This is a genomic window from Rhizobium sp. NXC14, assembly GCF_002117485.1.
Lineage (GTDB): Bacteria > Pseudomonadota > Alphaproteobacteria > Rhizobiales > Rhizobiaceae > Rhizobium.
Genome location: NZ_CP021030.1, coordinates 2,095,436 through 2,115,943 on the forward strand (window position 1 = coordinate 2,095,436; position 20,508 = coordinate 2,115,943).

General features: G+C 61.7%; 21 protein-coding genes and 1 pseudogene. 20 read left to right on the plus strand and 2 right to left on the minus strand.

Annotation, left to right across the window (positions count from 1 at the left end):
- The first annotated feature begins 23 nt into the window (after positions 1-23).
- From NXC14_RS10335 to NXC14_RS10410, 16 genes and pseudogenes are all read left to right on the plus strand, one after another.
- Positions 24-920: a VOC family protein gene (locus NXC14_RS10335; RefSeq protein WP_085778057.1), complete on the plus strand. Its 897-nt coding sequence runs from the start codon at positions 24-26 to the stop codon at positions 918-920.
- Positions 917-1,762 (plus strand): 3-deoxy-8-phosphooctulonate synthase, encoded by an 846-nt coding sequence (gene kdsA, locus NXC14_RS10340; RefSeq protein ID WP_085778058.1) that lies wholly within the window; start codon positions 917-919, stop codon positions 1,760-1,762. The genes NXC14_RS10335 and kdsA overlap by 4 nt, the downstream gene beginning before the upstream one ends.
- Positions 1,763-1,903: 141 nt before the next feature.
- Entirely contained in the window at positions 1,904-3,178 is a 1,275-nt protein-coding gene (gene eno, locus NXC14_RS10345) for a phosphopyruvate hydratase (RefSeq protein ID WP_085778059.1), read from the plus strand.
- 135 nt (positions 3,179-3,313) lie between these two features.
- Entirely contained in the window at positions 3,314-3,634 is a 321-nt protein-coding gene (locus tag NXC14_RS10350; RefSeq protein WP_085778060.1) for a septum formation initiator family protein, read from the plus strand.
- Positions 3,635-3,779: 145 nt separating this feature from the next.
- Positions 3,780-4,826 carry a pyruvate dehydrogenase (acetyl-transferring) E1 component subunit alpha gene (gene pdhA, locus NXC14_RS10355; protein WP_011425209.1) on the plus strand — a complete coding sequence of 349 codons (1,047 nt, stop codon included), beginning with the start codon at positions 3,780-3,782 and terminating at the stop codon, positions 4,824-4,826.
- A gap of 15 nt (positions 4,827-4,841) precedes the next feature.
- A complete protein-coding gene (locus NXC14_RS10360; protein WP_085778061.1) occupies positions 4,842-6,221 on the plus strand; it encodes a pyruvate dehydrogenase complex E1 component subunit beta in 1,380 nt (459 codons plus the stop codon).
- 15 nt (positions 6,222-6,236) lie between these two features.
- Positions 6,237-7,595, plus strand: coding sequence for a pyruvate dehydrogenase complex dihydrolipoamide acetyltransferase (locus tag NXC14_RS10365; RefSeq protein ID WP_085778062.1), 1,359 nt, complete (start codon positions 6,237-6,239; stop codon positions 7,593-7,595).
- A 19-nt stretch (positions 7,596-7,614) separates the two neighbouring features.
- Positions 7,615-8,256: an SGNH/GDSL hydrolase family protein gene (locus NXC14_RS10370; RefSeq protein WP_064802314.1), complete on the plus strand. Its 642-nt coding sequence runs from the start codon at positions 7,615-7,617 to the stop codon at positions 8,254-8,256.
- A 2-nt stretch (positions 8,257-8,258) separates the two neighbouring features.
- Positions 8,259-8,505 (plus strand): annotated as a pseudogene (locus tag NXC14_RS33945) (GNAT family N-acetyltransferase); the annotation flags it as partial.
- 16 nt (positions 8,506-8,521) lie between these two features.
- Positions 8,522-9,967 carry a dihydrolipoyl dehydrogenase gene (lpdA, locus tag NXC14_RS10380; RefSeq protein WP_085778063.1) on the plus strand — a complete coding sequence of 482 codons (1,446 nt, stop codon included), beginning with the start codon at positions 8,522-8,524 and terminating at the stop codon, positions 9,965-9,967.
- A gap of 75 nt (positions 9,968-10,042) precedes the next feature.
- Positions 10,043-10,297: a GlsB/YeaQ/YmgE family stress response membrane protein gene (locus NXC14_RS10385; RefSeq protein ID WP_011425215.1), complete on the plus strand. Its 255-nt coding sequence runs from the start codon at positions 10,043-10,045 to the stop codon at positions 10,295-10,297.
- Positions 10,298-10,320: 23 nt separating this feature from the next.
- Complete coding sequence (locus NXC14_RS10390; RefSeq protein ID WP_085778064.1) at positions 10,321-10,569, plus strand: GlsB/YeaQ/YmgE family stress response membrane protein; 249 nt, start codon at positions 10,321-10,323, stop codon at positions 10,567-10,569.
- A 56-nt stretch (positions 10,570-10,625) separates the two neighbouring features.
- Complete coding sequence (lipA, locus tag NXC14_RS10395) at positions 10,626-11,597, plus strand: lipoyl synthase (protein ID WP_085778065.1); 972 nt, start codon at positions 10,626-10,628, stop codon at positions 11,595-11,597.
- A gap of 172 nt (positions 11,598-11,769) precedes the next feature.
- The gene (locus tag NXC14_RS10400; RefSeq protein ID WP_085778066.1) at positions 11,770-12,318 is read left to right on the plus strand and encodes an AAA family ATPase; all 549 of its coding nucleotides are present in this window, start codon (positions 11,770-11,772) and stop codon (positions 12,316-12,318) included.
- 39 nt (positions 12,319-12,357) lie between these two features.
- Positions 12,358-12,954, plus strand: coding sequence for an AAA family ATPase (locus NXC14_RS10405; protein WP_198175527.1), 597 nt, complete (start codon positions 12,358-12,360; stop codon positions 12,952-12,954).
- A gap of 9 nt (positions 12,955-12,963) precedes the next feature.
- Entirely contained in the window at positions 12,964-13,416 is a 453-nt protein-coding gene (locus tag NXC14_RS10410) for a type II toxin-antitoxin system RatA family toxin (protein WP_085780061.1), read from the plus strand.
- A gap of 18 nt (positions 13,417-13,434) precedes the next feature.
- On the opposite strand, the gene NXC14_RS10415 is transcribed toward NXC14_RS10410, so the two are convergent.
- A complete protein-coding gene (locus NXC14_RS10415) occupies positions 13,435-13,935 on the minus strand; it encodes a CinA family protein (protein ID WP_085778068.1) in 501 nt (166 codons plus the stop codon).
- On the minus strand, positions 13,932-15,152 hold the full coding sequence (locus NXC14_RS10420; protein ID WP_085778069.1) for a bifunctional 2-C-methyl-D-erythritol 4-phosphate cytidylyltransferase/2-C-methyl-D-erythritol 2,4-cyclodiphosphate synthase: 1,221 nt from the start codon (positions 15,150-15,152) through the stop codon (positions 13,932-13,934). Before NXC14_RS10420 ends, NXC14_RS10415 begins: the two co-directional genes overlap by 4 nt.
- Before the next feature lie 144 nt (positions 15,153-15,296).
- Between NXC14_RS10420 and dusB the strand changes: the two genes are divergently transcribed.
- The 4 genes from dusB to NXC14_RS10445 all read left to right on the plus strand — a co-directional run bounded on the left by dusB (position 15,297) and on the right by NXC14_RS10445 (position 20,479).
- A complete protein-coding gene (dusB, locus tag NXC14_RS10425) occupies positions 15,297-16,316 on the plus strand; it encodes a tRNA dihydrouridine synthase DusB (RefSeq protein ID WP_085778070.1) in 1,020 nt (339 codons plus the stop codon).
- Complete coding sequence (locus NXC14_RS10430) at positions 16,313-17,467, plus strand: nitrogen regulation protein NR(II) (protein WP_085778071.1); 1,155 nt, start codon at positions 16,313-16,315, stop codon at positions 17,465-17,467. The genes dusB and NXC14_RS10430 overlap by 4 nt, the downstream gene beginning before the upstream one ends.
- Positions 17,464-18,915: a nitrogen regulation protein NR(I) gene (gene ntrC, locus NXC14_RS10435; RefSeq protein ID WP_085778072.1), complete on the plus strand. Its 1,452-nt coding sequence runs from the start codon at positions 17,464-17,466 to the stop codon at positions 18,913-18,915. The genes NXC14_RS10430 and ntrC overlap by 4 nt, the downstream gene beginning before the upstream one ends.
- A 574-nt stretch (positions 18,916-19,489) precedes the next feature.
- Positions 19,490-20,479 (plus strand): aldo/keto reductase, encoded by a 990-nt coding sequence (locus tag NXC14_RS10445; RefSeq protein WP_085778073.1) that lies wholly within the window; start codon positions 19,490-19,492, stop codon positions 20,477-20,479.
- Positions 20,480-20,508 lie beyond the last annotated feature (29 nt).

Sequence of the window (20,508 nt, forward strand, 5' to 3'; positions counted from 1 at the left end):
TGCCGGTTTCAGGAGGGATATTCATGAACGCGCATTCCGCCAGGTCGCACCCGCTGGATCATGTCGTGCTGCCCGTGGTCAATATCGATCTGGCGCGTGAGAGGCTTGGCAAGCTCGGTTTCACCGTCGCCGCCGATGCACGCCATCCCTTCGGAACGGAGAATGCCTGCGTCTTTTTCGCCGACAAGACCTATCTGGAGCCGCTTGGCGTGGCGAGTGTCGACGAGAGCGAGGCAGCGGCCCGCCAGGGCAACGTCTTCATCGCCCGCAATCGCGCCTTCCGTTTCCGCTGCGGCGAGGAGGGACTTTCTGCGCTGGCCTTCCTCAGCGAGGATGCCGACCTCGATCATAAGCGCTTCGTCAGCAACGGCGCGAGCGCCGGTGAGATGTTGCAGTTCAGCCGGCCGATGCGGATGCCGGACGGTTCGGAGAGCGTCGGCAGCTTTAAGCTGGCCTTTGCAGCTGATTTGCGCGCCCCCGATTTCTTTCTCTTTACTTGCCAGCGCATCAATTCGTTCCCTACAGATCGCGCCGCGCTGGAGACGCACGCCAATGGCGTGATCGGCATTGCCGAGATCGCACTTTGTGCACCGGACCCGGCGGCATTCGCCGCCTTCGTCGGGCTCGCGATTGGGCAGGCGGCGGTGGAGAAAACCGGTTTCGGCGTGAATATCGCGGCATCGAATGCAAAGATCAGCTTGATGACGCCGGAAGGGCTGGAGGCCTATTTCGAAACCGCTGTCTCATCAGCCGATCGCGGCCTGCGGGGGCGGGCAATCCTCTTCACCGTCATCGATCTTGCCGTGACAGAAGCGCATTTGGGTGCTAACGGGATCACATTCACACGCAAGAACAATCGCATTCTGGTGAAGCCCACGCCCGGGCAGGGTGCGCTCTTCGCCTTCGAGGAAACACGATGAGCACCGACACGAATTCCGAAGTCAGGATCGGCGAAGGCGAAGGCCAGGTGACTTTTTCCAATACTGGCCGCTTGTCGCTGATCGCCGGTCCATGCCAGATGGAGAGCCGGGATCACGCCTTCATGGTCGCCGGCACGCTGAAGGAGCTTTGCGGCAAGCTCGGCATTGGCCTCGTCTACAAGAGCTCCTTCGACAAGGCGAACCGTACCTCGCTCTCGGCTGAACGCGGCATCGGCCTGGAAAAGGGCATGGAGGTCTTTGCCGACCTCAAGAAGGAATTCGGCTTTCCCGTCATAACCGACGTCCATACGGCCGAGCAATGCGCCGAGGTGGCCAGGGTGGTCGATGTTCTGCAGATCCCGGCCTTCCTCTGCCGTCAGACCGACCTTCTGATCGCCGCCGCCAGAACCGGCCGCGCCGTCAATGTCAAGAAGGGCCAGTTCCTCGCCCCTTGGGATATGAAGAACGTTCTGAAGAAGCTCAACGCCAGCGGCAATCCGAATGTGCTCTTGTGCGAGCGCGGTGCCTCCTTCGGCTACAATACGCTGGTTTCCGACATGCGTTCGCTGCCGATCATGGCGGCGATGGGGGCTCCCGTCATTTTTGACGCCACCCATTCCGTGGCGCAGCCGGGCGGGCAGGGCGATTCCTCCGGCGGCCAGCGCGAGTTCGTGGAAACGCTGGCGCGCGCGGCAGTGGCGACGGGAATTGCCGGCGTCTTCGTCGAAACCCATCAGGATCCCGACAACGCACCGTCCGACGGGCCGAACATGGTCTATCTCAAGGACATGCCGCGACTGCTTGAGAAGTTGCTTGCCTTCGATGCGATCGCCAAGGCCTAACGTTCAACAGGCTGACATGATCGTGGTTTAGGCCACGATGCAATACCCCTTCGAAGGCGGGAAATTGCGCCATTGTAATTTGCACGCCTTCGATTATGACAGGCTTCGAACGACTTATCACCCACTGAGCAGGAAGAACCCATGACTGCAATCACCGATATCATCGCCCGCGAGATCCTCGATAGCCGTGGCAACCCCACCGTCGAAGTCGACGTCTATCTCGAAGACGGCAGCATGGGCCGCGCGGCCGTTCCCTCGGGCGCCTCGACGGGCGCACATGAGGCGGTCGAGCTGCGCGACGGCGGCAAGCGCTACCTCGGCAAGGGCGTCGAAAAGGCGGTCGAGGCCGCCAACAGCGAGATCTTCGACGCGATCGGCGGCATCGACGCCGAAAATCAGATCCAGATCGACAACATCATGATCGAGCTCGATGGCACGCCGAACAAGTCGCGCCTCGGCGCCAACGCCATCCTTGGCGTCTCGCTCGCCGTCGCCAAAGCTGCGGCCCAGGCATCCGGCCTGCCGCTTTACCGTTACGTCGGCGGCGCTTCCGCCAGCCTCCTGCCGGTGCCGATGATGAACATCATCAACGGCGGCGCTCATGCCGACAACCCGATCGACTTCCAGGAATTCATGATCCTGCCGGTCGGCGCCGATTCGATCGCCGACGCCGTGCGCATGGGTTCGGAAGTTTTCCATACGCTCCGCAAGGAGCTTGCCGCGCAGGGCCACAACACCAATGTCGGTGACGAAGGCGGCTTCGCTCCCGGCCTGAAGAGTGCGCCCGAAGCCCTCGACTTCATCATGAAGTCGATCGAGAAAGCCGGCTACAAGCCGGGCGACGACATGTGCCTCGGCCTCGACTGCGCCTCGACGGAATTCTTCAAGGACGGCAAGTATGTTCTGGAGGGCGAAGGCCGCACGCTCGAGTCGGGCGCCATGGCCGAATATCTGGCCGAGCTCGCCGGCAAATACCCGATCATCTCGATCGAAGACGGCATGGCCGAAGACGACTGGGAGGGCTGGAAGGCGCTGACCGATCTGATCGGCAAGAAGACTCAGCTCGTCGGCGACGATCTCTTCGTCACCAACTCGGCCCGCCTTCGCGACGGCATCCGCATGGGCGTCGCCAACTCGATCCTCGTCAAGGTCAACCAGATCGGCTCGCTGACGGAAACGCTTGATGCCGTTAACACGGCGCATAAGGCAGCCTATACCGCCGTCATGTCGCACCGCTCCGGAGAAACGGAAGATTCGACCATTGCCGATCTCGCCGTTGCCACCAACTGCGGCCAGATCAAGACCGGCTCACTGTCGCGTTCTGACCGTCTCGCCAAGTACAATCAGCTGATCCGCATCGAGGAGGGCCTAGGCCCCCAGGCCCAATATGCCGGCCGCTCGATCATCAAAGGCTAATCCGATCTGATTTGCAATGCTCGACCCGCGCCTCACCGGCGCGGGTTTTTTCTTGCCGGCGGTTACGGTCAATGAACGGTTAATCTCTGCGCGTTATGCTGAACGAATTGGTAATGCGTTCAAGAGCATGCGTGTATGTGGACAAAGCATCATAAGAAGAGAAAGCTCGGCCGCTTCGTCATCCCGGCTATGACGGTCGCCTTCCTTTCCTATTTCGGTTATCATTGCATCCATGGCGATTATGGCCTGCGGGCGACGGAGACGTTCGAGCGTCAGCGGGTCGCGCGCGAAAGAGAGCTTGCCGTCCTGAAGGCGAAGCGCGAACATCTGGAAAGCCAGGTGGCGCTGCTGAGTGACGGCTCGCTCGACAAGGACATGCTGGACGAAAAGGCGCGATATCAGCTGAATATGTCGCGTGCGGACGAGATCGTCATATTCAAACATTATTCCAATTAACCGGAATCGGGTTAATTGGAATTTCTGATTTATTTCCAATAACTTAGCGTCGAATACGAGCCATGCAATTATGGCATTGCTGTGGTCATATTTCTTCCCTATGGTACGCGCCACCGAGAAACGACAAACCCATAGGGAGGGTTGAATGGCGCCGCGAAAGACCGCGACCGTTTCCAGCCGCAAAACTGCAGCAAAACCAGCAGCCAAAGCATCGAATGGAGGCCCAGTAGCCGACTTCGATCGGGATGAGGAACTCAAGGCCTATCGCGAGATGCTACTGATCCGCCGCTTCGAGGAGAAGGCCGGTCAGCTTTACGGCATGGGCTTCATTGGCGGCTTTTGCCATCTCTATATCGGTCAGGAAGCTGTCGTCGTCGGCATGCAGATGGCGCAGAAGGAAGGCGATCAGGTCATCACCGCCTATCGCGACCACGGCCACATGCTGGCAACCGGCATGGAGGCGCGCGGGGTCATGGCGGAACTGACCGGGCGCCGTAGCGGCTATTCCCACGGGAAGGGCGGCTCAATGCACATGTTCTCGAAAGAGAAGCATTTCTACGGCGGTCACGGCATCGTCGGCGCCCAGGTTTCGCTCGGAACCGGCCTTGCCTTTGCAAACCACTACCGCGGCAACGGCAATGTCGCCATCGCCTATTTCGGCGACGGCGCTGCCAACCAGGGCCAGGTCTACGAGAGCTTCAACATGGCGGCTCTCTGGAAGCTGCCGATCGTCTATATCGTCGAAAATAACCGCTACGCCATGGGCACCTCGACCGCCCGTGCCACCGCTCAGTCGAATTACTCGCTACGCGGCTCCGGCTTCGGCATTCCCGGCATTCAGGTCGACGGCATGGACGTTCGCGCCGTCAAGGCGGCGGCCGACGAGGCGCTCGAACATTGCCGCTCCGGCAAGGGCCCGATCATTCTCGAAATGCTGACCTATCGTTATCGCGGCCACTCCATGTCCGATCCGGCGAAATATCGCACAAAGGAAGAAGTGCAGAAGATGCGCTCCGAACAGGATCCGATCGAGCAGGTAAAGGCACGCCTCATCGAAAAGGGCTGGGCTTCCGAAGACGATCTGAAGGCGATCGACAAGGATGTTCGCGACATCGTCGCCGACAGCGCCGACTTCGCACAGGCCGATCCGGAGCCGGATGCATCCGAGCTCTACACCGACATTCTGCTCTAATCGGGGAGGGAACCCATGCCTATCGATATCCTCATGCCCGCCCTCTCTCCGACGATGGAAGAAGGCACGCTGTCCAAATGGCTGAAGCAGGAAGGTGACAAGGTCACTTCTGGCGACGTCATCGCCGAAATCGAAACCGACAAGGCGACGATGGAAGTCGAAGCGGTCGACGAAGGCGTCATCGGCAAGCTGCTGGTCGACGCCGGCACCGAAGGCGTCAAGGTCAACACCAAGATCGCCGTGCTGCTGCAAGATGGCGAATCCGCTTCGGACATTTCAGCCGCCAAGCCGGCCGCCGCTCCGCAGGTGCCCCAGGAAGAGAAGCCGACCAACACCGGTTCTGCTTCCGCGCCGCTTCCGGCCGAGCCGAAGGCCGTCGTTCCGAACGACCCGGAAATCCCGGCCGGCACCGAAATGGTTTCGATGACCGTGCGCGAAGCACTGCGCGACGCCATGGCCGAAGAAATGCGCGCCAGCGACGACGTCTTCGTCATGGGTGAGGAAGTCGCCGAATATCAGGGCGCCTACAAGGTCACGCAGGGCCTGCTGCAGGAATTCGGCCCCCGCCGCGTCATCGATACGCCGATCACCGAGCACGGCTTTGCCGGCGTCGGCGTCGGTGCCGCCATGGCCGGTCTCCGCCCGATCGTTGAATTCATGACCTTCAATTTCGCCATGCAGGCGATCGACCATATCATCAACTCGGCCGCTAAGACGCTGTATATGTCCGGCGGCCAGATGGGCGCTCCGATCGTCTTCCGCGGCCCGAACGGTGCCGCCGCCCGCGTCGGCGCCCAGCACAGCCAGGACTATGCCGCCTGGTACAGCGCCATCCCCGGCCTGAAGGTCGTCATGCCGTACACGGCATCCGACGCAAAGGGTCTGCTGAAAGCGGCGATTCGCGATCCCAACCCGATCATTTTCCTCGAAAACGAAATTCTCTACGGCCAGCACTTCGACGTGCCGAAGCTCGATAATTTCGTCCTGCCGATCGGCAAGGCGCGGATCCATCGCCAGGGCAAGGACGTCACCGTCGTCTCCTTCGGCATCGGCATGACCTATGCGACGAAGGCGGCCGCCGAACTCGAACAGCTCGGCATCGACGTTGAGCTGATCGACCTTCGCACCATCCGCCCGATGGATCTGCCGACGGTTATCGAATCTGTGAAGAAAACCGGCCGCCTCGTCACCGTCGAGGAAGGTTATCCGCAATCCTCCGTCGGCACCGAAATCGCCACCCGCGTCATGCAGCAGGCCTTCGACTATCTCGATGCGCCGATCCTGACGATCGCAGGCAAGGACGTTCCGATGCCTTACGCCGCCAATCTCGAAAAGCTGGCGCTTCCGAACGTCGGCGAAGTCGTCGATGCGGTGAAGGCTGTCTGCTATAAATAAGGGGAGGGTATTTCGATGCCGATCAATATCACGATGCCCGCCCTCTCTCCGACCATGGAAGAAGGCAATCTTTCCAAGTGGCTGGTCAAGGAAGGCGACACGGTCAAGTCTGGCGATGTGATCGCCGAGATCGAGACCGACAAGGCGACGATGGAAGTCGAAGCCGTGGATGAAGGCAAGGTTGCCAAGCTGGTCGTCCCGGCCGGCACCGAAGGCGTCAAGGTCAATGCGCTGATCGCCGTTCTCGCCGCCGATGGCGAAGATGTTGCCGCTGCCGCAAGTGGTGCAGGTTCCGCCGTCCCGGCCAAGGCTGACGCCGCACCTGCGCCGAAGGCCGACGCTGCGCCGGCGAAGGCTGAGGCAGCTCCGGCCACGGCACCGGCGCCTGCCGCTGCACCCGCAGCCGGTTCATCAGGTGGCAACCGCACCTTCTCTTCGCCGCTCGCCCGCCGGCTGGCCAAGGAAGCTGGTATCGACTTGTCGGCCGTCGCCGGTTCCGGTCCGCATGGCCGCGTGATCAAGAGCGATATCGAAGCTGCCGTTGCCGGTGGTGGCGCCAAGGCTGCTGCCGCTCCCGCCGCTGCTGCTGCTCCTCAGGCTGCAGCCGCGCCGGCTCCGGCCGCCGCGCCGAAGGGTGCCTCGGAGGAAGCCGTGCTCAAGCTCTTCGAGCCGGGCTCCTACGAGCTTGTGCCGCATGACGGCATGCGCAAGACGATCGCCCGGCGGCTGGTCGAATCCAAGCAGACGATCCCGCATTTCTACGTCAGCGTCGATTGCGAGCTCGACGCTCTGATGGCGCTGCGCGCCCAGCTGAACGATGCGGCGCCGCGCAAGGACAACGCTCCGGCCTACAAGCTCTCGGTCAACGATATGGTCATCAAGGCCATGGCGCTGGCGCTGCGCGACGTTCCGGACGCCAACGTCTCCTGGACCGACAACAACATGGTCAAGCACAAGCACGCCGATGTCGGCGTCGCCGTGTCGATCCCCGGCGGCCTGATCACGCCGATCATCCGCAAGGCCGAGCAGAAGACCCTGTCTATCATCTCCAACGAGATGCGCGATCTCGGCAAGCGGGCCAAGGACCGCAAGCTGAAGCCCGAGGAATATCAGGGCGGCACCAGTTCGGTGTCGAACATGGGCATGATGGGCGTGAAGAACTTCGCCGCCGTCGTCAACCCGCCGCATGCGACGATCCTCGCGGTCGGCGCCGGCGAGCAGCGGGTGATAGTCAAGAACGGCGAAATGGCGATCGCCACCGTGATGTCGGTGACGCTCTCGACCGACCATCGCTGCGTCGACGGCGCGCTCGGCGCCGAGCTGCTCCAGGCCTTCAAGGGCTATATCGAAAACCCGATGGGCTTGCTTGTCTGATAGCGAAGCGGAGGCGGAAATGACCAAGACCGTTCTTTGCTATGGTGACTCGCTGACCTGGGGTCATGACCCTGAGACAATCGGCCGTCATGAGTACAAGAACCGTTGGCCGAGCGTGCTTCAGGCAGCGCTCGGCAGCGAGGCGCGTGTTATCGCCGAAGGGCTGAACGGTCGCACCACCGCTTTCGACGACCACCTCGCCGATTGCGACCGCAACGGTGCGCGCGTCCTGCCGACGATCCTGCAGACGCATGCGCCGCTCGACCTCGTCATCCTGCTGCTCGGCACCAACGACATGAAGCCTGTTGTGGCTGGCTCCGCCTTTGCCGCCTGCCAGGGCATCAGCCGGCTTGTGCGACTGATCCGCAATCACGCCTGGCCCTTTGAATTCGACGGGCCGGAGATCCTGATCGTAGCGCCGCCGGCGATCTGCGCGACCGGCAATGTGCCCTTCGCCGCATCCTTTCCCGGCGGCATCGAGGAATCGGCAAAGCTTGCAACGCTCTATCGCGACCTTGCGGACGAGCTTGGTTGTGGCTTTTTCGATGGCAATTCTGTCGCCAAGACCACGCCGATCGACGGCATTCACCTCGATGCGGAAAACACGCGGGCGCTCGGGCGCGGGCTGGAATCGATCGTGCGGATGATGCTGGGGATCTGAAAAACTGGTTCACCGGCAGTCTCGGCGCGCTTATCGCCATATGCGCGGCATCGGCCTCGGACGCAGGCTGCTGGACATCCGAAAGGCTGGTCGCCGCCAGTCAGGCTGGTCGCAGCAAGCGATAATGAGGCGGCTTTGTCGCTTATGTAAGAAACGGATTCTCGGAGGGCTGCCCGCGCTGATGCCGTGCCGCTCTTCGAAAACAGCAATAGGCACGCGTGGGTGCTCATGACCCGCAGCGCAGCATAGCAAAGGCAGGAAACACATGGCTGAATCCTACGACGTCATCATCATCGGCTCCGGTCCCGGCGGCTATGTCGCCGCCATTCGCGCGGCCCAGCTCGGGCTTAAGACGGCGATCGTCGAGCGCGAGCATATGGGCGGCATCTGCCTGAACTGGGGCTGCATACCGACGAAGGCGCTGTTGCGTTCGGCCGAGGTGCTCGATCACGCCAATCACTTCAAGGATTTCGGCCTCGTTCTTGAAGGCACGGTGAAGCCGGATGCCAAGGCCGTCGTCGGCCGCTCGCGCGCTGTTTCCGCCCGTCTCAACGCCGGCGTCGGTTTCCTGATGAAGAAGAACAAGATCGACATCATCTGGGGCGAAGGCAAGCTGACAAAGCCCGGCGAGATCGTCGTCGGCAAGTCGTCGAAACCGGTAGTCGAGCCGCAGCACCCGCTGCCGAAGAATGTCAAGGGCGAGGGCACCTATACCGCCAAGCACATCATCATCGCGACTGGCGCCCGTCCGCGCGCGCTGCCCGGCATCGAGCCCGACGGCAAGCTGATCTGGACCTATTTCGAGGCGCTGAAGCCGGATGCGCTGCCGAAGTCGCTGATCGTCATGGGCTCGGGTGCGATCGGCATCGAATTCGCAAGCTTCTATCGCTCCATGGGCGTCGACGTCACGGTGGTGGAAGTGATGCCGACCATCATGCCGGTCGAGGATGCCGAAATCACCGCCATCGCCCGCAAGCAGCTGGAAAAGCGCGGCCTCAAGATCTTCACCAGCGCCAAGGTGACCAAGGTCGAGAAGGTGGCAAACAGCATCACCGCCCATGTCGAGACTGCAGACGGTAAGGTCCAGCAGATCACCGCCGACCGGATGATTTCGGCTGTCGGCGTTCAGGGCAATATCGAAAACCTCGGCCTGGAGGCGCTCGGCATCAAGACCGACCGCGGCTGCGTCGTCGCCGACGGTTACGGCAAGACCAATGTCGCGGGCATCTATGCGATCGGTGATGTCGCCGGCCCGCCGATGCTGGCCCACAAGGCCGAGCATGAGGGCGTCGTCTGCGTCGAAAAAATCGCCGGCCTGCCGAATGTTCATCCCACCGACAAGGGCAAGGTGCCGGGCTGCACCTATTGCAATCCGCAGGTCGCCTCCGTCGGCCTTACGGAAGCCAAGGCCAAGGAGCTGGGCCGCGATGTCCGGGTCGGTCGCTTCTCCTTCGCGGCGAACGGCAAGGCGATCGCTCTCGGCGAAGACCAGGGCATGGTCAAGGTGATCTTCGACAAGAAGACCGGCGAACTGCTCGGCGCCCACATGGTTGGCGCCGAAGTCACCGAGCTCATCCAGGGCTTCGTCGTCGCGATGAACCTCGAAACGACCGAGGAAGAACTGATGCATACCATCTTCCCTCATCCGACCGTATCCGAGACGATGAAGGAAGCGGTGCTCGATGCTTACGGTCGTGTACTGAACGCTTGAGAATTTTTGGGCGCTGCCCCTTTTCCGGAGTGGAAAGCCACTCCGGTCGGGTGGAAAAGGCGAAAGGAAATCATCATGTCTATGGAGACGCAGGCGTTGCTGGTGTTTTTGCTGATCGGCCTGGTTGCGGGCTTCCTGGCAAGTCTCGTCGTCGGTGGCGGCGGTTTGATCAGATGCCTGCTGAGCGGCATCATCGGCGCCTTCGTCGGCGGCTATCTGTTCAGCGCGCTCGGCATTTCGCTGGGCATTGAAAATGCGCTGGTCGTGCAGATCATCCACGCCACCGTCGGCGCCATCATCGTGGTGCTGGTCGCCAGAGCGGTCGCTTAGCGCAGATTGAGGGCAGGACAGGCATGGAAAGCGTGGGCTGGATTTCGGCAATCATCATCGGCGGACTTGCGGGCTGGCTGGCCGGCAAGCTGATGGATGCACGATATGGAATTTTCCTGAACATCGTGCTCGGCATTGTCGGCTCGGTTGTCGCCACCGCCATCCTCGCCCAGTTTCACGTTCAACTGGCCGGTGGACGGCTCGGCTATTTCGTGACGGGTTTCCTAGGCGCCTGCCTGCTGATATTCGTTGCGCGACTGGTGCGGCGCTAAATTGCGACGCGTCGTAGGGACTGTGCCGCTTAGGGCGGCGGAAAGCTGAGACTGCAATGGTGACCATTCTCGACACGATCAATCCCGACGCCAAGCGCGTGCGCCATCCTGAGAAGGCGCATCGGCCGGATACGGATGTCATGCGCAAGCCGGATTGGATCCGCGTCAAGGCGCCGACTTCCAAGGGCTATGCCGAGACACGCGCCATCGTGAAGGAGCACAAGCTCGTCACCGTCTGCGAGGAGGCCGGCTGCCCGAATATCGGCGAGTGCTGGGACAAGAAGCACGCGACCTTCATGATCATGGGCGAGATCTGTACCCGCGCCTGCGCCTTTTGCAACGTCGCGACCGGCAAGCCGAATGCGCTCGATATGGCCGAACCTGAGAACGTCGCCAAGGCGGTCAAGGAGATGGGCCTCAGCCACGTCGTCATCACCTCGGTCGACCGCGACGATCTCGAGGACGGCGGTGCCGAGCACTTCGAAAAGGTGATTTGGGCGATCCGTGCCGCCTCGCCGGGAACGACGATCGAGATCCTGACGCCTGATTTCCTGAAGAAGCCGGGCGCCCTGGAGCGCGTGGTCGCCGCCAAACCCGACGTCTTCAACCACAATATGGAAACGGTGGCCGGCAACTATCTGACGGTTCGCCCCGGCGCCCGTTATTTCCATTCCATCCGCCTGCTGCAGCGGGTGAAGGAACTCGATCCCACCATGTTCACCAAATCGGGGATCATGGTCGGCCTCGGCGAGGAGCGGAACGAGGTGCTGCAGCTGATGGACGATCTGCGCACCGCCGATGTCGACTTCCTGACTATCGGCCAGTACCTGCAGCCGACCCGCAAGCACCACAAGGTCGAGAGCTTCGTCACACCCGACGAGTTCAAGTCCTACGAGACGGTCGCCTACAGCAAGGGCTTCCTGATGGTCGCCTCCAGCCCGCTGACCCGTTCGTCACACCATGCGGGGGATGATTTCGCCCGGCTGAAGGCGGCACGCGAGAAGAAGCTGCTGTTGGCAGCTGAGTAAGGTTTGGGTGCTGCCAAGCTCTCTTTTGTCTTGCTCGGGCCCGAGCATCTGCAACCGATCGATAGGGCAGCAGATCCTCGGCACAAGGCCGAGGATGACGTCGAGTAGGGGGCGAGGTTAGGCAATAAACTGACCTTAACGGTTTTTGCCAAGGTTTCTCTTTGGGCAGCCAATGAATTTTATATCCGGATTGAAATCGACGCTGGTCGAGGCCGACCGCATTCTGGTGATCGGCTGCCCCGGCAGCGGCAAGAGCACGCTGGCAAAGCGGCTCTCGCGAGCACTCGATCTTCACTACGTCTCAATGGACCGCGATTTTTACTGGCTGCCGGGCTGGAGAAAGAGGCCGCGCGACGAGATTGACCGTCTTATCGCCGATGCCGTGACAGAAGAGCGCTGGATCATGGATGGAACCGGCCTCAATTCCTTTCATCTTCGCCTGCCGCGTGCCGAGGCCGTTATTTGGCTTCGTCTGCCGAGATATGCATGCCTGTGGGGAGTGATATCGAGAGCGTTTCGCCATCTCGGACGAAATCGCCCCGAATTGCCGGCCGGCTGTCCCGAACGCATTTCGCTGGAGATGCTTGCCTATGTCTGGAATTTCGAACGGGATGCCGCCCCCTTGATCGAAGCAGGGCTTCGGGAGTATGGACTGGCCAAATCCACCGTCATCATAAGATCGCGCCACGCTGCTCGCCAGTTCGCCGCTCTTCGCGCTTAGGCGCATGACCGCCAACGGCAGCGGCGGACACGGAGTTATCTGATGGACCAGAGAGCAGAGCTGCCGCAGCGTCAGGAGATCGCCGACCTCAAGCAGGCGGCGGAGCATATCCGAAGAGCCCGACGCATTCTCGTGGTGGGCTGCTCGGGCGGCGGGAAATCAACTCTTTCGCTGAAGATCGCCAAGCGCTTCGGACTTCCGTATATTTCGCTCGACCGGGACGTTTTCTGGCTTCCCGGCTGGGTGGCGCGCGACAGGGCGGAGCAGCGAAGAATCATCGCCAGCCGGATCCTCGAAGAACGCTGGATCATGGACGGCACCAACCCGTCCTCACTGGACATCAGGCTGCCGCGGACCGATTTCGTTATCTGGGTCCGCATGCCGCGACTTCTCTGTATCTGGGGTGCGGTCAGCCGATGGGCGAAATGGATTGGCCGCACACGCCCGGAAATGGCACCGGGTTGCATCGAAAAGGTCGATTTAGAATTCCTGCGGTTCATCTGGACCTTCGAGGAGAAATTTGCGCCGCGTATTGCCGCCGGCCTCGCCGAATATGGCCCCGATGTGCCGGTTCTTCAGCTAAAATCCCGCAGCCGGATGGGCGAACTCCTTGATCTTCTGGACGCGCCCGCTTAAGTGCCGCCTATGCCGCAATTCGAAACGCACCGTTCCGTCCAACACACGCCCGACCAGATGTTCGATCTCGTTGCCGATGTCGAGCGTTATCCCGAATTCCTGCCGCTCTGCGAAGCGCTTTCCGTCAGGAGCCGCAAGGAGCGCGACGGCAAGATCCTGCTCGTGGCCGACATGACCGTTGGATACAAGGCAATCCGCGAGACCTTCACGACCCAGGTACTGTTGAACCGGGCCGAGCGCGTCATCGAGGTCAAATATATCGACGGCCCATTCAAATATCTGGAAAACCGGTGGCATTTCGCCGAAACTCCCGCCGGTGGCTGCACGATCAATTTTTTCATCGACTACGAGTTCAAGAGCCGCATTCTGGGCGCGCTGATGGGTTCGATGTTCGATCGCGCCTTTCGCATGTTCACCGAAGCCTTCGAAACAAGGGCGAACATAATCTACACCAAAGTGTGACGGCGATCGCAGCCGGCGTCAGTCGGGCAGCAGCGAATGCACCATCTCCAGAGCCGTCCGTACCGTTGCCAGCCGCACAGCGCTGCGGCCGATATCGCCAAACAGCATCTTTCGGTGGACGGATGCGCCGGTGCGCGACCTGGCGGCAAGATGCACGAGCCCAACCGGTTTTTCCGCCGACCCGCCACCGGGGCCTGCAATCCCGGTGACGGCGACGGCGATCGCGGCGCGCGAGCGGAAGAGGGCACCCTGCGCCATCTGCCGTGCTGTCTCATCGGAAACTGCCCCGAAGCCGAGCAGCGTTTGCTCCTGCACTCCGAGCAGCTCCATCTTCGCCGTGTTCGTATAGGTGACGAAGCCGCGGTCAACGACTGCGGATGAGCCCGATATTTCGGTCAGCGCCCCGGCGATCAGCCCGCCGGTGCAGGATTCGGCCGTCGAGATCATCAGCCCGGCAGCGGTGAAGTCGCGGATGACAGCCTCTGCCGCCGCATGGATATCCTTGGGAAAAAGGCTCATCGCTTCATTCCCCGATAGACGACGGTCGCCGTGGCGATCGCCGCAATACCTTCGCGCCGGCCGACGAAGCCGATCTTCTCGTTGGTCGTCGCCTTCACCGAGCATCGTTCGAGATCGATGCCGAGATATTCGGACAGTCTTGCCCGCATGGCGTCGCGATGCGGCCCCACCTTCGGCGCCTCGGCGATCAGCGAGACGTCGGCATTCATGATTGTGCCGCCGCGTTCGCGTACGATCCGAGCGGCATGCTCGATGAAGATCTTCGAAGCCGCTCCTTTCCATTGCGGATCGGATGGCGGGAAATGATCGCCGATATCGCCGGCGCCGCAGGTGGCAAGCAGCGCATCTGTCAGCGCATGCAGTGCGACGTCGGCATCGGAATGGCCCTTGAGCTTCTGATCATGCGGAATGAACACGCCGCAGAGGGTCACGCCGTCGCCCGCTTCGAGCTGGTGCACGTCATAGCCGTTGCCGGTGCGCACGTCGGGAAGCAGCGGGGCCGACAGCTTGTCGTCGGCCATGGCGATATCGCGCTTGACCGTCAGCTTGACGTTGTCGGGCGTGCCCTCGACGATGGTCACCGGAATGCCGGCCCATTCAGCGATCGAGGCGTCGTCGGTGAAATCGCTTCGCCCGCTCGCCGCCGCCTTCTCATGCGCGTCGAGGACCGCTGCGAAGGCGAAGGATTGCGGCGTCTGCGCTGCATAAAGGTGCTCGCGCGAGACCGTCGTCAGCACGGTGCCGGCGCCGTCGGTGCGTTTCAGCGTATCGGTGACCGGCATGGCCGGCAGCACTGCCTGTGCGCCGTCGCCAAGGCTTTCGGCAATGCGGTCGAGAAGCCCGTGGTCGAAGAAGGGTCGCACCGCATCGTGGATCAGCACATGGCCGACATTCTTGCCCTTGAGGTATCTCAGGCCAGCAAGCACGGACTGTTGCCTGGTCGCGCCGCCATGTACCGTTTCGATCGGCGTTGCCGAGACGATATGGCGAGACGCCTTGGCAAACAGCGCCGCGTCGTCGGGATGAATTACGACGACGATCTGTTTGGCAGCTTCCCATGTCATGAAGTTTTCAAGCGTATGGACGATAACCGGCTTGCCGCCGATCATGCGATATTGCTTGGGGCCTTCCGTGGAGGATCCGGCGCGCTCGCCACGGCCGGCGGCAACGATGACAATTCCAGCCGATATTGGTTGCTTGGACGGCATTTGCAGCATAAATCCCCTAAATTATGCGGAATTGACCGGAGTGCTCTAACCTCTTGCTGGAACCTTTTCCAGCATCTGCCCTGAAAAATATCGATTTCGATCCGAGCCCCCTTGGCAAAGGCAGTGATCTGTGGCTAAAAATAATGCAGTTCTATGGTGTGCCTGAAAGATAATCATTTGATTTGCAAGGATCTCGCAGCGCCTTTCCGAATCGGACCCGTGTCCGTGCGGAACCGCGTTGTGCTGGCGCCGATGTCCGGCGTCACGGACATGCCCTTCCGCGAGCTTGCCTGGCGCTTCGGCGCCGGCCTCGTGGTTACCGAGATGGTGGCGAGCCGCGAGCTGGTCAATGACACCGCCGAATCCTGGTCGCGCCTGAAGGCTGCCGGCTTCCGGCCGCATATGGTGCAACTCGCCGGGCGCGAAGCGCACTGGATGGCGGAAGCGGCGAAGATCGCGGCCGACCATGGCGCCGACATCATCGACATCAACATGGGCTGTCCGGCAAAGAAGGTGATCGGCGGTTATTCTGGCTCGGCGCTGATGCGCGATCCCGATCACGCGCTCAGCCTGATCGAGGCGACGGTCCAGGCCGTGGACATTCCGGTGACGCTGAAGATGCGCCTCGGCTGGGATGAGAATTCCATCAACGCGCCGGACATTGCCCGCGGGGCCGAGGCGGCCGGCATCCAGCTCGTGACCATCCACGGCCGCACCCGCATGCAATTTTATGAAGGTCGCGCCAATTGGAATGCGATCCGCGCCGTCCGCGAGGTGATCTCCGTTCCGCTGGTCGCCAATGGCGATGTCGAGACTGCTGATGACGCGCAGGAAATCCTGCGCCGCTCCGGCGCCGATGCCGTCATGATCGGCCGGGGCTGCCAGGGCAGGCCGTGGCATGCCGGCGTGCTCGCCGGAGCGGCAGAACCGCGAGGCGAAGAGATTGCCGATATCGCCGTCGAACATTACCGGATGATGCTCGATTTCTATGGTGAAGCGGTGGCGATCCGTCATGCCCGCAAGCATCTCGGCTGGTATCTTGAGCGGTTTGCTCCCGCGCTTGCCGGTTGCGAGAAGGCAGACATCATGACCTCGCGTGACCCGCGTGAGGTGGCCGCGCGCCTTTATGACGCATTGGCCGCGGGTGCGCTCGACAGTCGGGAGGCGGCATGACGAAGGATACGACATCTCCGCTCGACTACGCCGGCGGAACCGTTGCCATGGCCGTGCTGAACGCCATCCAGAACCCAGTGGTGATGGTCGATGAATCCGGTTTCGTCGCCTTCGCCAATTGGGAGGCGGAAGCATTCTTTGGCGCGAGCGCCTCGCATCTGGCGCGTTATCGGATTTCGACCTTCATTCCCTTCGGCAGTCCGCTGCTCGCCCTGATCGACCAGGTGCGTGAGCGCAAGGCGCCTGTCAACGAATACCGTGTCGACCTGAGTTCCCCGCGCCTCGGCCAGGACAAGCTCGTCGATCTCTATGTCGCTCCGGTGCTGAGCGAACCCGGCGCCGTCGTCATCGTCTTCCAGGAACGCTCGATGGCCGACAAGATCGATCGGCAGCTGACGCATCGCGCTGCCGCCCGTTCCGTGACCGGACTTGCCTCCATGCTGGCGCATGAGATCAAGAACCCGCTCTCCGGCATCCGGGGTGCTGCCCAGTTGCTCGAACAATCGGTGATCGACGACGACCGGGCGCTGACCCGGCTGATCTGCGACGAGACCGACCGCATCGTCTCGCTGGTCGACCGCATGGAGGTCTTTTCCGACGAACGCCCGGTCGACCGCATGCCGGTCAATATCCATTCCGTGCTCGATCACGTGAAGGCGGTCGCCAAGGCTGGCTTTGCGCGCAACATCCGCATCACCGAGAGTTACGACCCGTCGCTGCCGGCGGTCTATGCCAATCGCGACCAGCTCGTCCAGGTTTTCCTCAACCTGGTGAAAAACGCCGCGGAAGCGGTGGGTGATCGGCCGGATGGCGAGATCATGCTGACGACGGCCTATCGCCCCGGCATCCGTCTTTCGGTCGCCGGCACGCGTGAAAAGATCTCGCTGCCGCTGGAGTTCTGCGTCCACGACAACGGCCCCGGTGTGCCCGCCGATCTGTTGCCGCATCTGTTCGATCCCTTCATCACCACCAAGACGAATGGCAGCGGCCTCGGCCTGGCGCTGGTCGCCAAGATCATCGGCGATCACGGCGGCATCATCGAATGCGACAGCCAGAACAGCCGCACGACTTTCCGCGTTCTCATGCCGGCGTCGAAGGACGCCTCGCTCGAGGATGCCTCTTCAGTAAGCTCGACAGGACCTTCTCGATGACAGCCACGATCCTCGTTGCAGATGATGATGCCGCCATACGCACCGTGCTCAACCAGGCTTTGAGCCGCGCCGGTTATGACGTTCGCATCACCTCCAACGCCGCAACGCTGTGGCGCTGGATTTCGGCGGGCGAGGGCGATCTTGTCGTCACCGACGTGGTGATGCCCGACGAGAACGCATTCGACCTTTTGCCGCGTATCAAGAAGGCCCGTCCCGATCTGCCGGTCCTCGTCATGAGCGCCCAGAACACCTTCATGACCGCCATCAAGGCGTCCGAGAAGGGCGCCTATGATTATCTGCCGAAGCCCTTCGACCTGACAGAACTCATCGGCATTATCGGCCGGGCTCTGGCCGAGCCGAAGCGCAAGCCCGCCAAGCTCGAGGAGGACATGCAGGACGGCATGCCGCTGGTCGGCCGCTCGGCGGCGATGCAGGAAATCTATCGCGTGCTCGCTCGGCTGATGCAGACCGATCTGACGCTGATGATCACCGGCGAATCCGGCACCGGCAAGGAGCTTGTCGCCCGCGCCCTGCACGATTACGGCAAGCGCCGCAACGGCCCCTTCGTGGCGATCAACATGGCGGCGATCCCGCGCGACCTGATCGAATCGGAACTCTTCGGTCACGAGAAGGGCGCCTTCACCGGCGCCCAGACCCGCTCGACCGGCCGATTCGAGCAGGCCGAAGGCGGCACGCTCTTCCTCGATGAAATCGGCGACATGCCGATGGACGCCCAGACCCGGCTTCTGCGCGTGCTGCAGCAGGGTGAATATACCACCGTTGGCGGCCGCACGCCGATCCGCACCGATGTGCGCATCGTTGCCGCCACCAACAAGGACCTGAAGCAGGCGATCAACCAGGGCCTGTTCCGCGAGGATCTCTATTATCGCCTCAACGTCGTGCCGCTGCGCCTGCCGCCGCTGCGCGACCGCGCCGAGGACATTCCCGATCTCGTGCGCCATTTCATTCAGCAAGCGGAAAAGGAGGGCCTCGGCTCCAAACGCTTCGATCAGGAAGCGTTGGAACTGATGAAGGCATACGCCTGGCCGGGCAACGTCCGCGAGCTGGAAAATCTGATCCGCCGCCTGATGGCGCTCTATCCGCAGGATGTCATCACCCGCGAGATCATCGATGCCGAGCTGCGCTCTGACGTGCCCGACAGCCCGATCGACAAGGGGCCGATCCGCAATGGTTCGATGACGATCGCTCAGGCGGTCGAGGAGAACATGCGCACCTATTTCGCCAGCTTCGGCGACAACCTGCCGCCGCCCGGCCTCTATGACCGCGTGCTGACCGAAATGGAATATCCGCTGATTCTCGCCGCGCTCACGGCAACCCGCGGCAATCAGATCAAGGCGGCCGATCTTCTCGGGCTCAACCGCAACACCCTGCGCAAGAAAATCAGAGAACTCGGCGTCTCTGTCTACAGAAGCTCCCGCACCGCCTGAAGAAAAGGCGGTGGGCTCCTCGTCTGCCCACCGCCACTCCTCCCCAGTATCCGCCGCCACGGTCGGGAACAAAACTTAATCTATCCAAGCTCGGTCGCGATTTGTATCTGCACCGGCAAACAAAAGCGCAGTGTCATCCGGCGGTCACATAGTATTTGCGAGCTATTGTTTGCCATCATGCAATGTCATTGAAGTTGCTACGGTCATCGGCGCCGCGCCTGTGGATAAGCTGTGGATAACTGGTGGACGACACGGCTCGATCAGCGGGCGGCAGCATTCCATAATCCGCTCACATGTTGCCTATCCGTTCCGAATCTCGTCATCTGCCGCCGCTGCTGTTCGACTTCCGCCGCAACTGTCGTCGCCAGCATGCCATGGGCGCTCCGGCTGATGTCGTGGAGCGCCCTTTTCTTTGCGGCCGAAGCTGCGGCATCCGTGTTGGCGACCAATTTGGCGGCTGCGGCTCGTATATGCTTGCGGACGCCATAGATTATGCGGATCGGTCGCCGATCGATCGTGTGATGCCGGCCTCGGTTAACGGTCGGCCCATGTTCTAACCCGCGGGAGCTGCGTGATGGAATATCGTCGTTTGGGAAAATCGGGCTTGAAGGTGAGCGAGTTCTCCTTCGGCTCATGGGTCACTTTCGGCAAGCAGGTGAATGGCGGCGACGCCGTCGACCTCATGCGGCTTGCCTACGACAATGGGGTGAACTTCTTCGACAATGCCGAAGGCTATGAAAGCGGCAAGTCGGAGATCGTCATGGGCGAGGCGCTCAAGTCGCTTGGCTGGAGCCGGGACAGCTTTATCGTCTCGAGCAAGGTCTTCTGGGGAGGCGAGAAGCCGACGCAGCGCGGCCTGTCGCGCAAGCATGTGACCGATGCCTGCCATGCGGCACTCAAGCGGCTTCAGGTCGATTACCTCGACCTCTATTTCTGCCACCGCCCTGATATCGACACGCCGATCGAGGAAACGGTCCGGGCCATGCACGATCTCGTCGCCCAGGGCAAGGTGCTCTATTGGGGAACGTCGGAATGGTCCGCCCAGCAGTTGACCGAAGCCTACGCCGTTGCCCGGGACCTGCGCATCACGCCCCCCACCATGGAGCAGCCGCAATACAACATCTTCGAACGCCAGAAGGTCGAGGCCGATTATCTCCCGCTCTACGACCTGATCGGCCTCGGCACCACCATCTGGTCGCCGCTCGCCTCCGGCGTCCTCACCGGCAAATACAATAACGGCGTGCCGGCCGACAGCCGCATGAATCTGCCCGGCTATGAATGGCTGAAGGAGAAATGGTCGAGCGATGCCGGCCGCGCTCAGCTCCGACAGGTCGGCGAACTCGCAAAACTCGCCGACGAAATCGGCTTGTCGATCACCCATCTCGCGCTTTTGTGGTGCCTCGCCAATCCCCACGTTTCGACCGTTATTCTCGGGGCCTCGCGGGCCAGCCAGCTGCAGGACAATCTCGCGGCGCTTTCGCACAGGCACAAGCTCACGGCCGATGTGTTGGAGCGCATCGATGCGATTGCCGGAAACAAACCCGAGGGGCCGCGTCGCTTCTAGGTGAGTCGCCAAAACTGTGACGCTGCGGG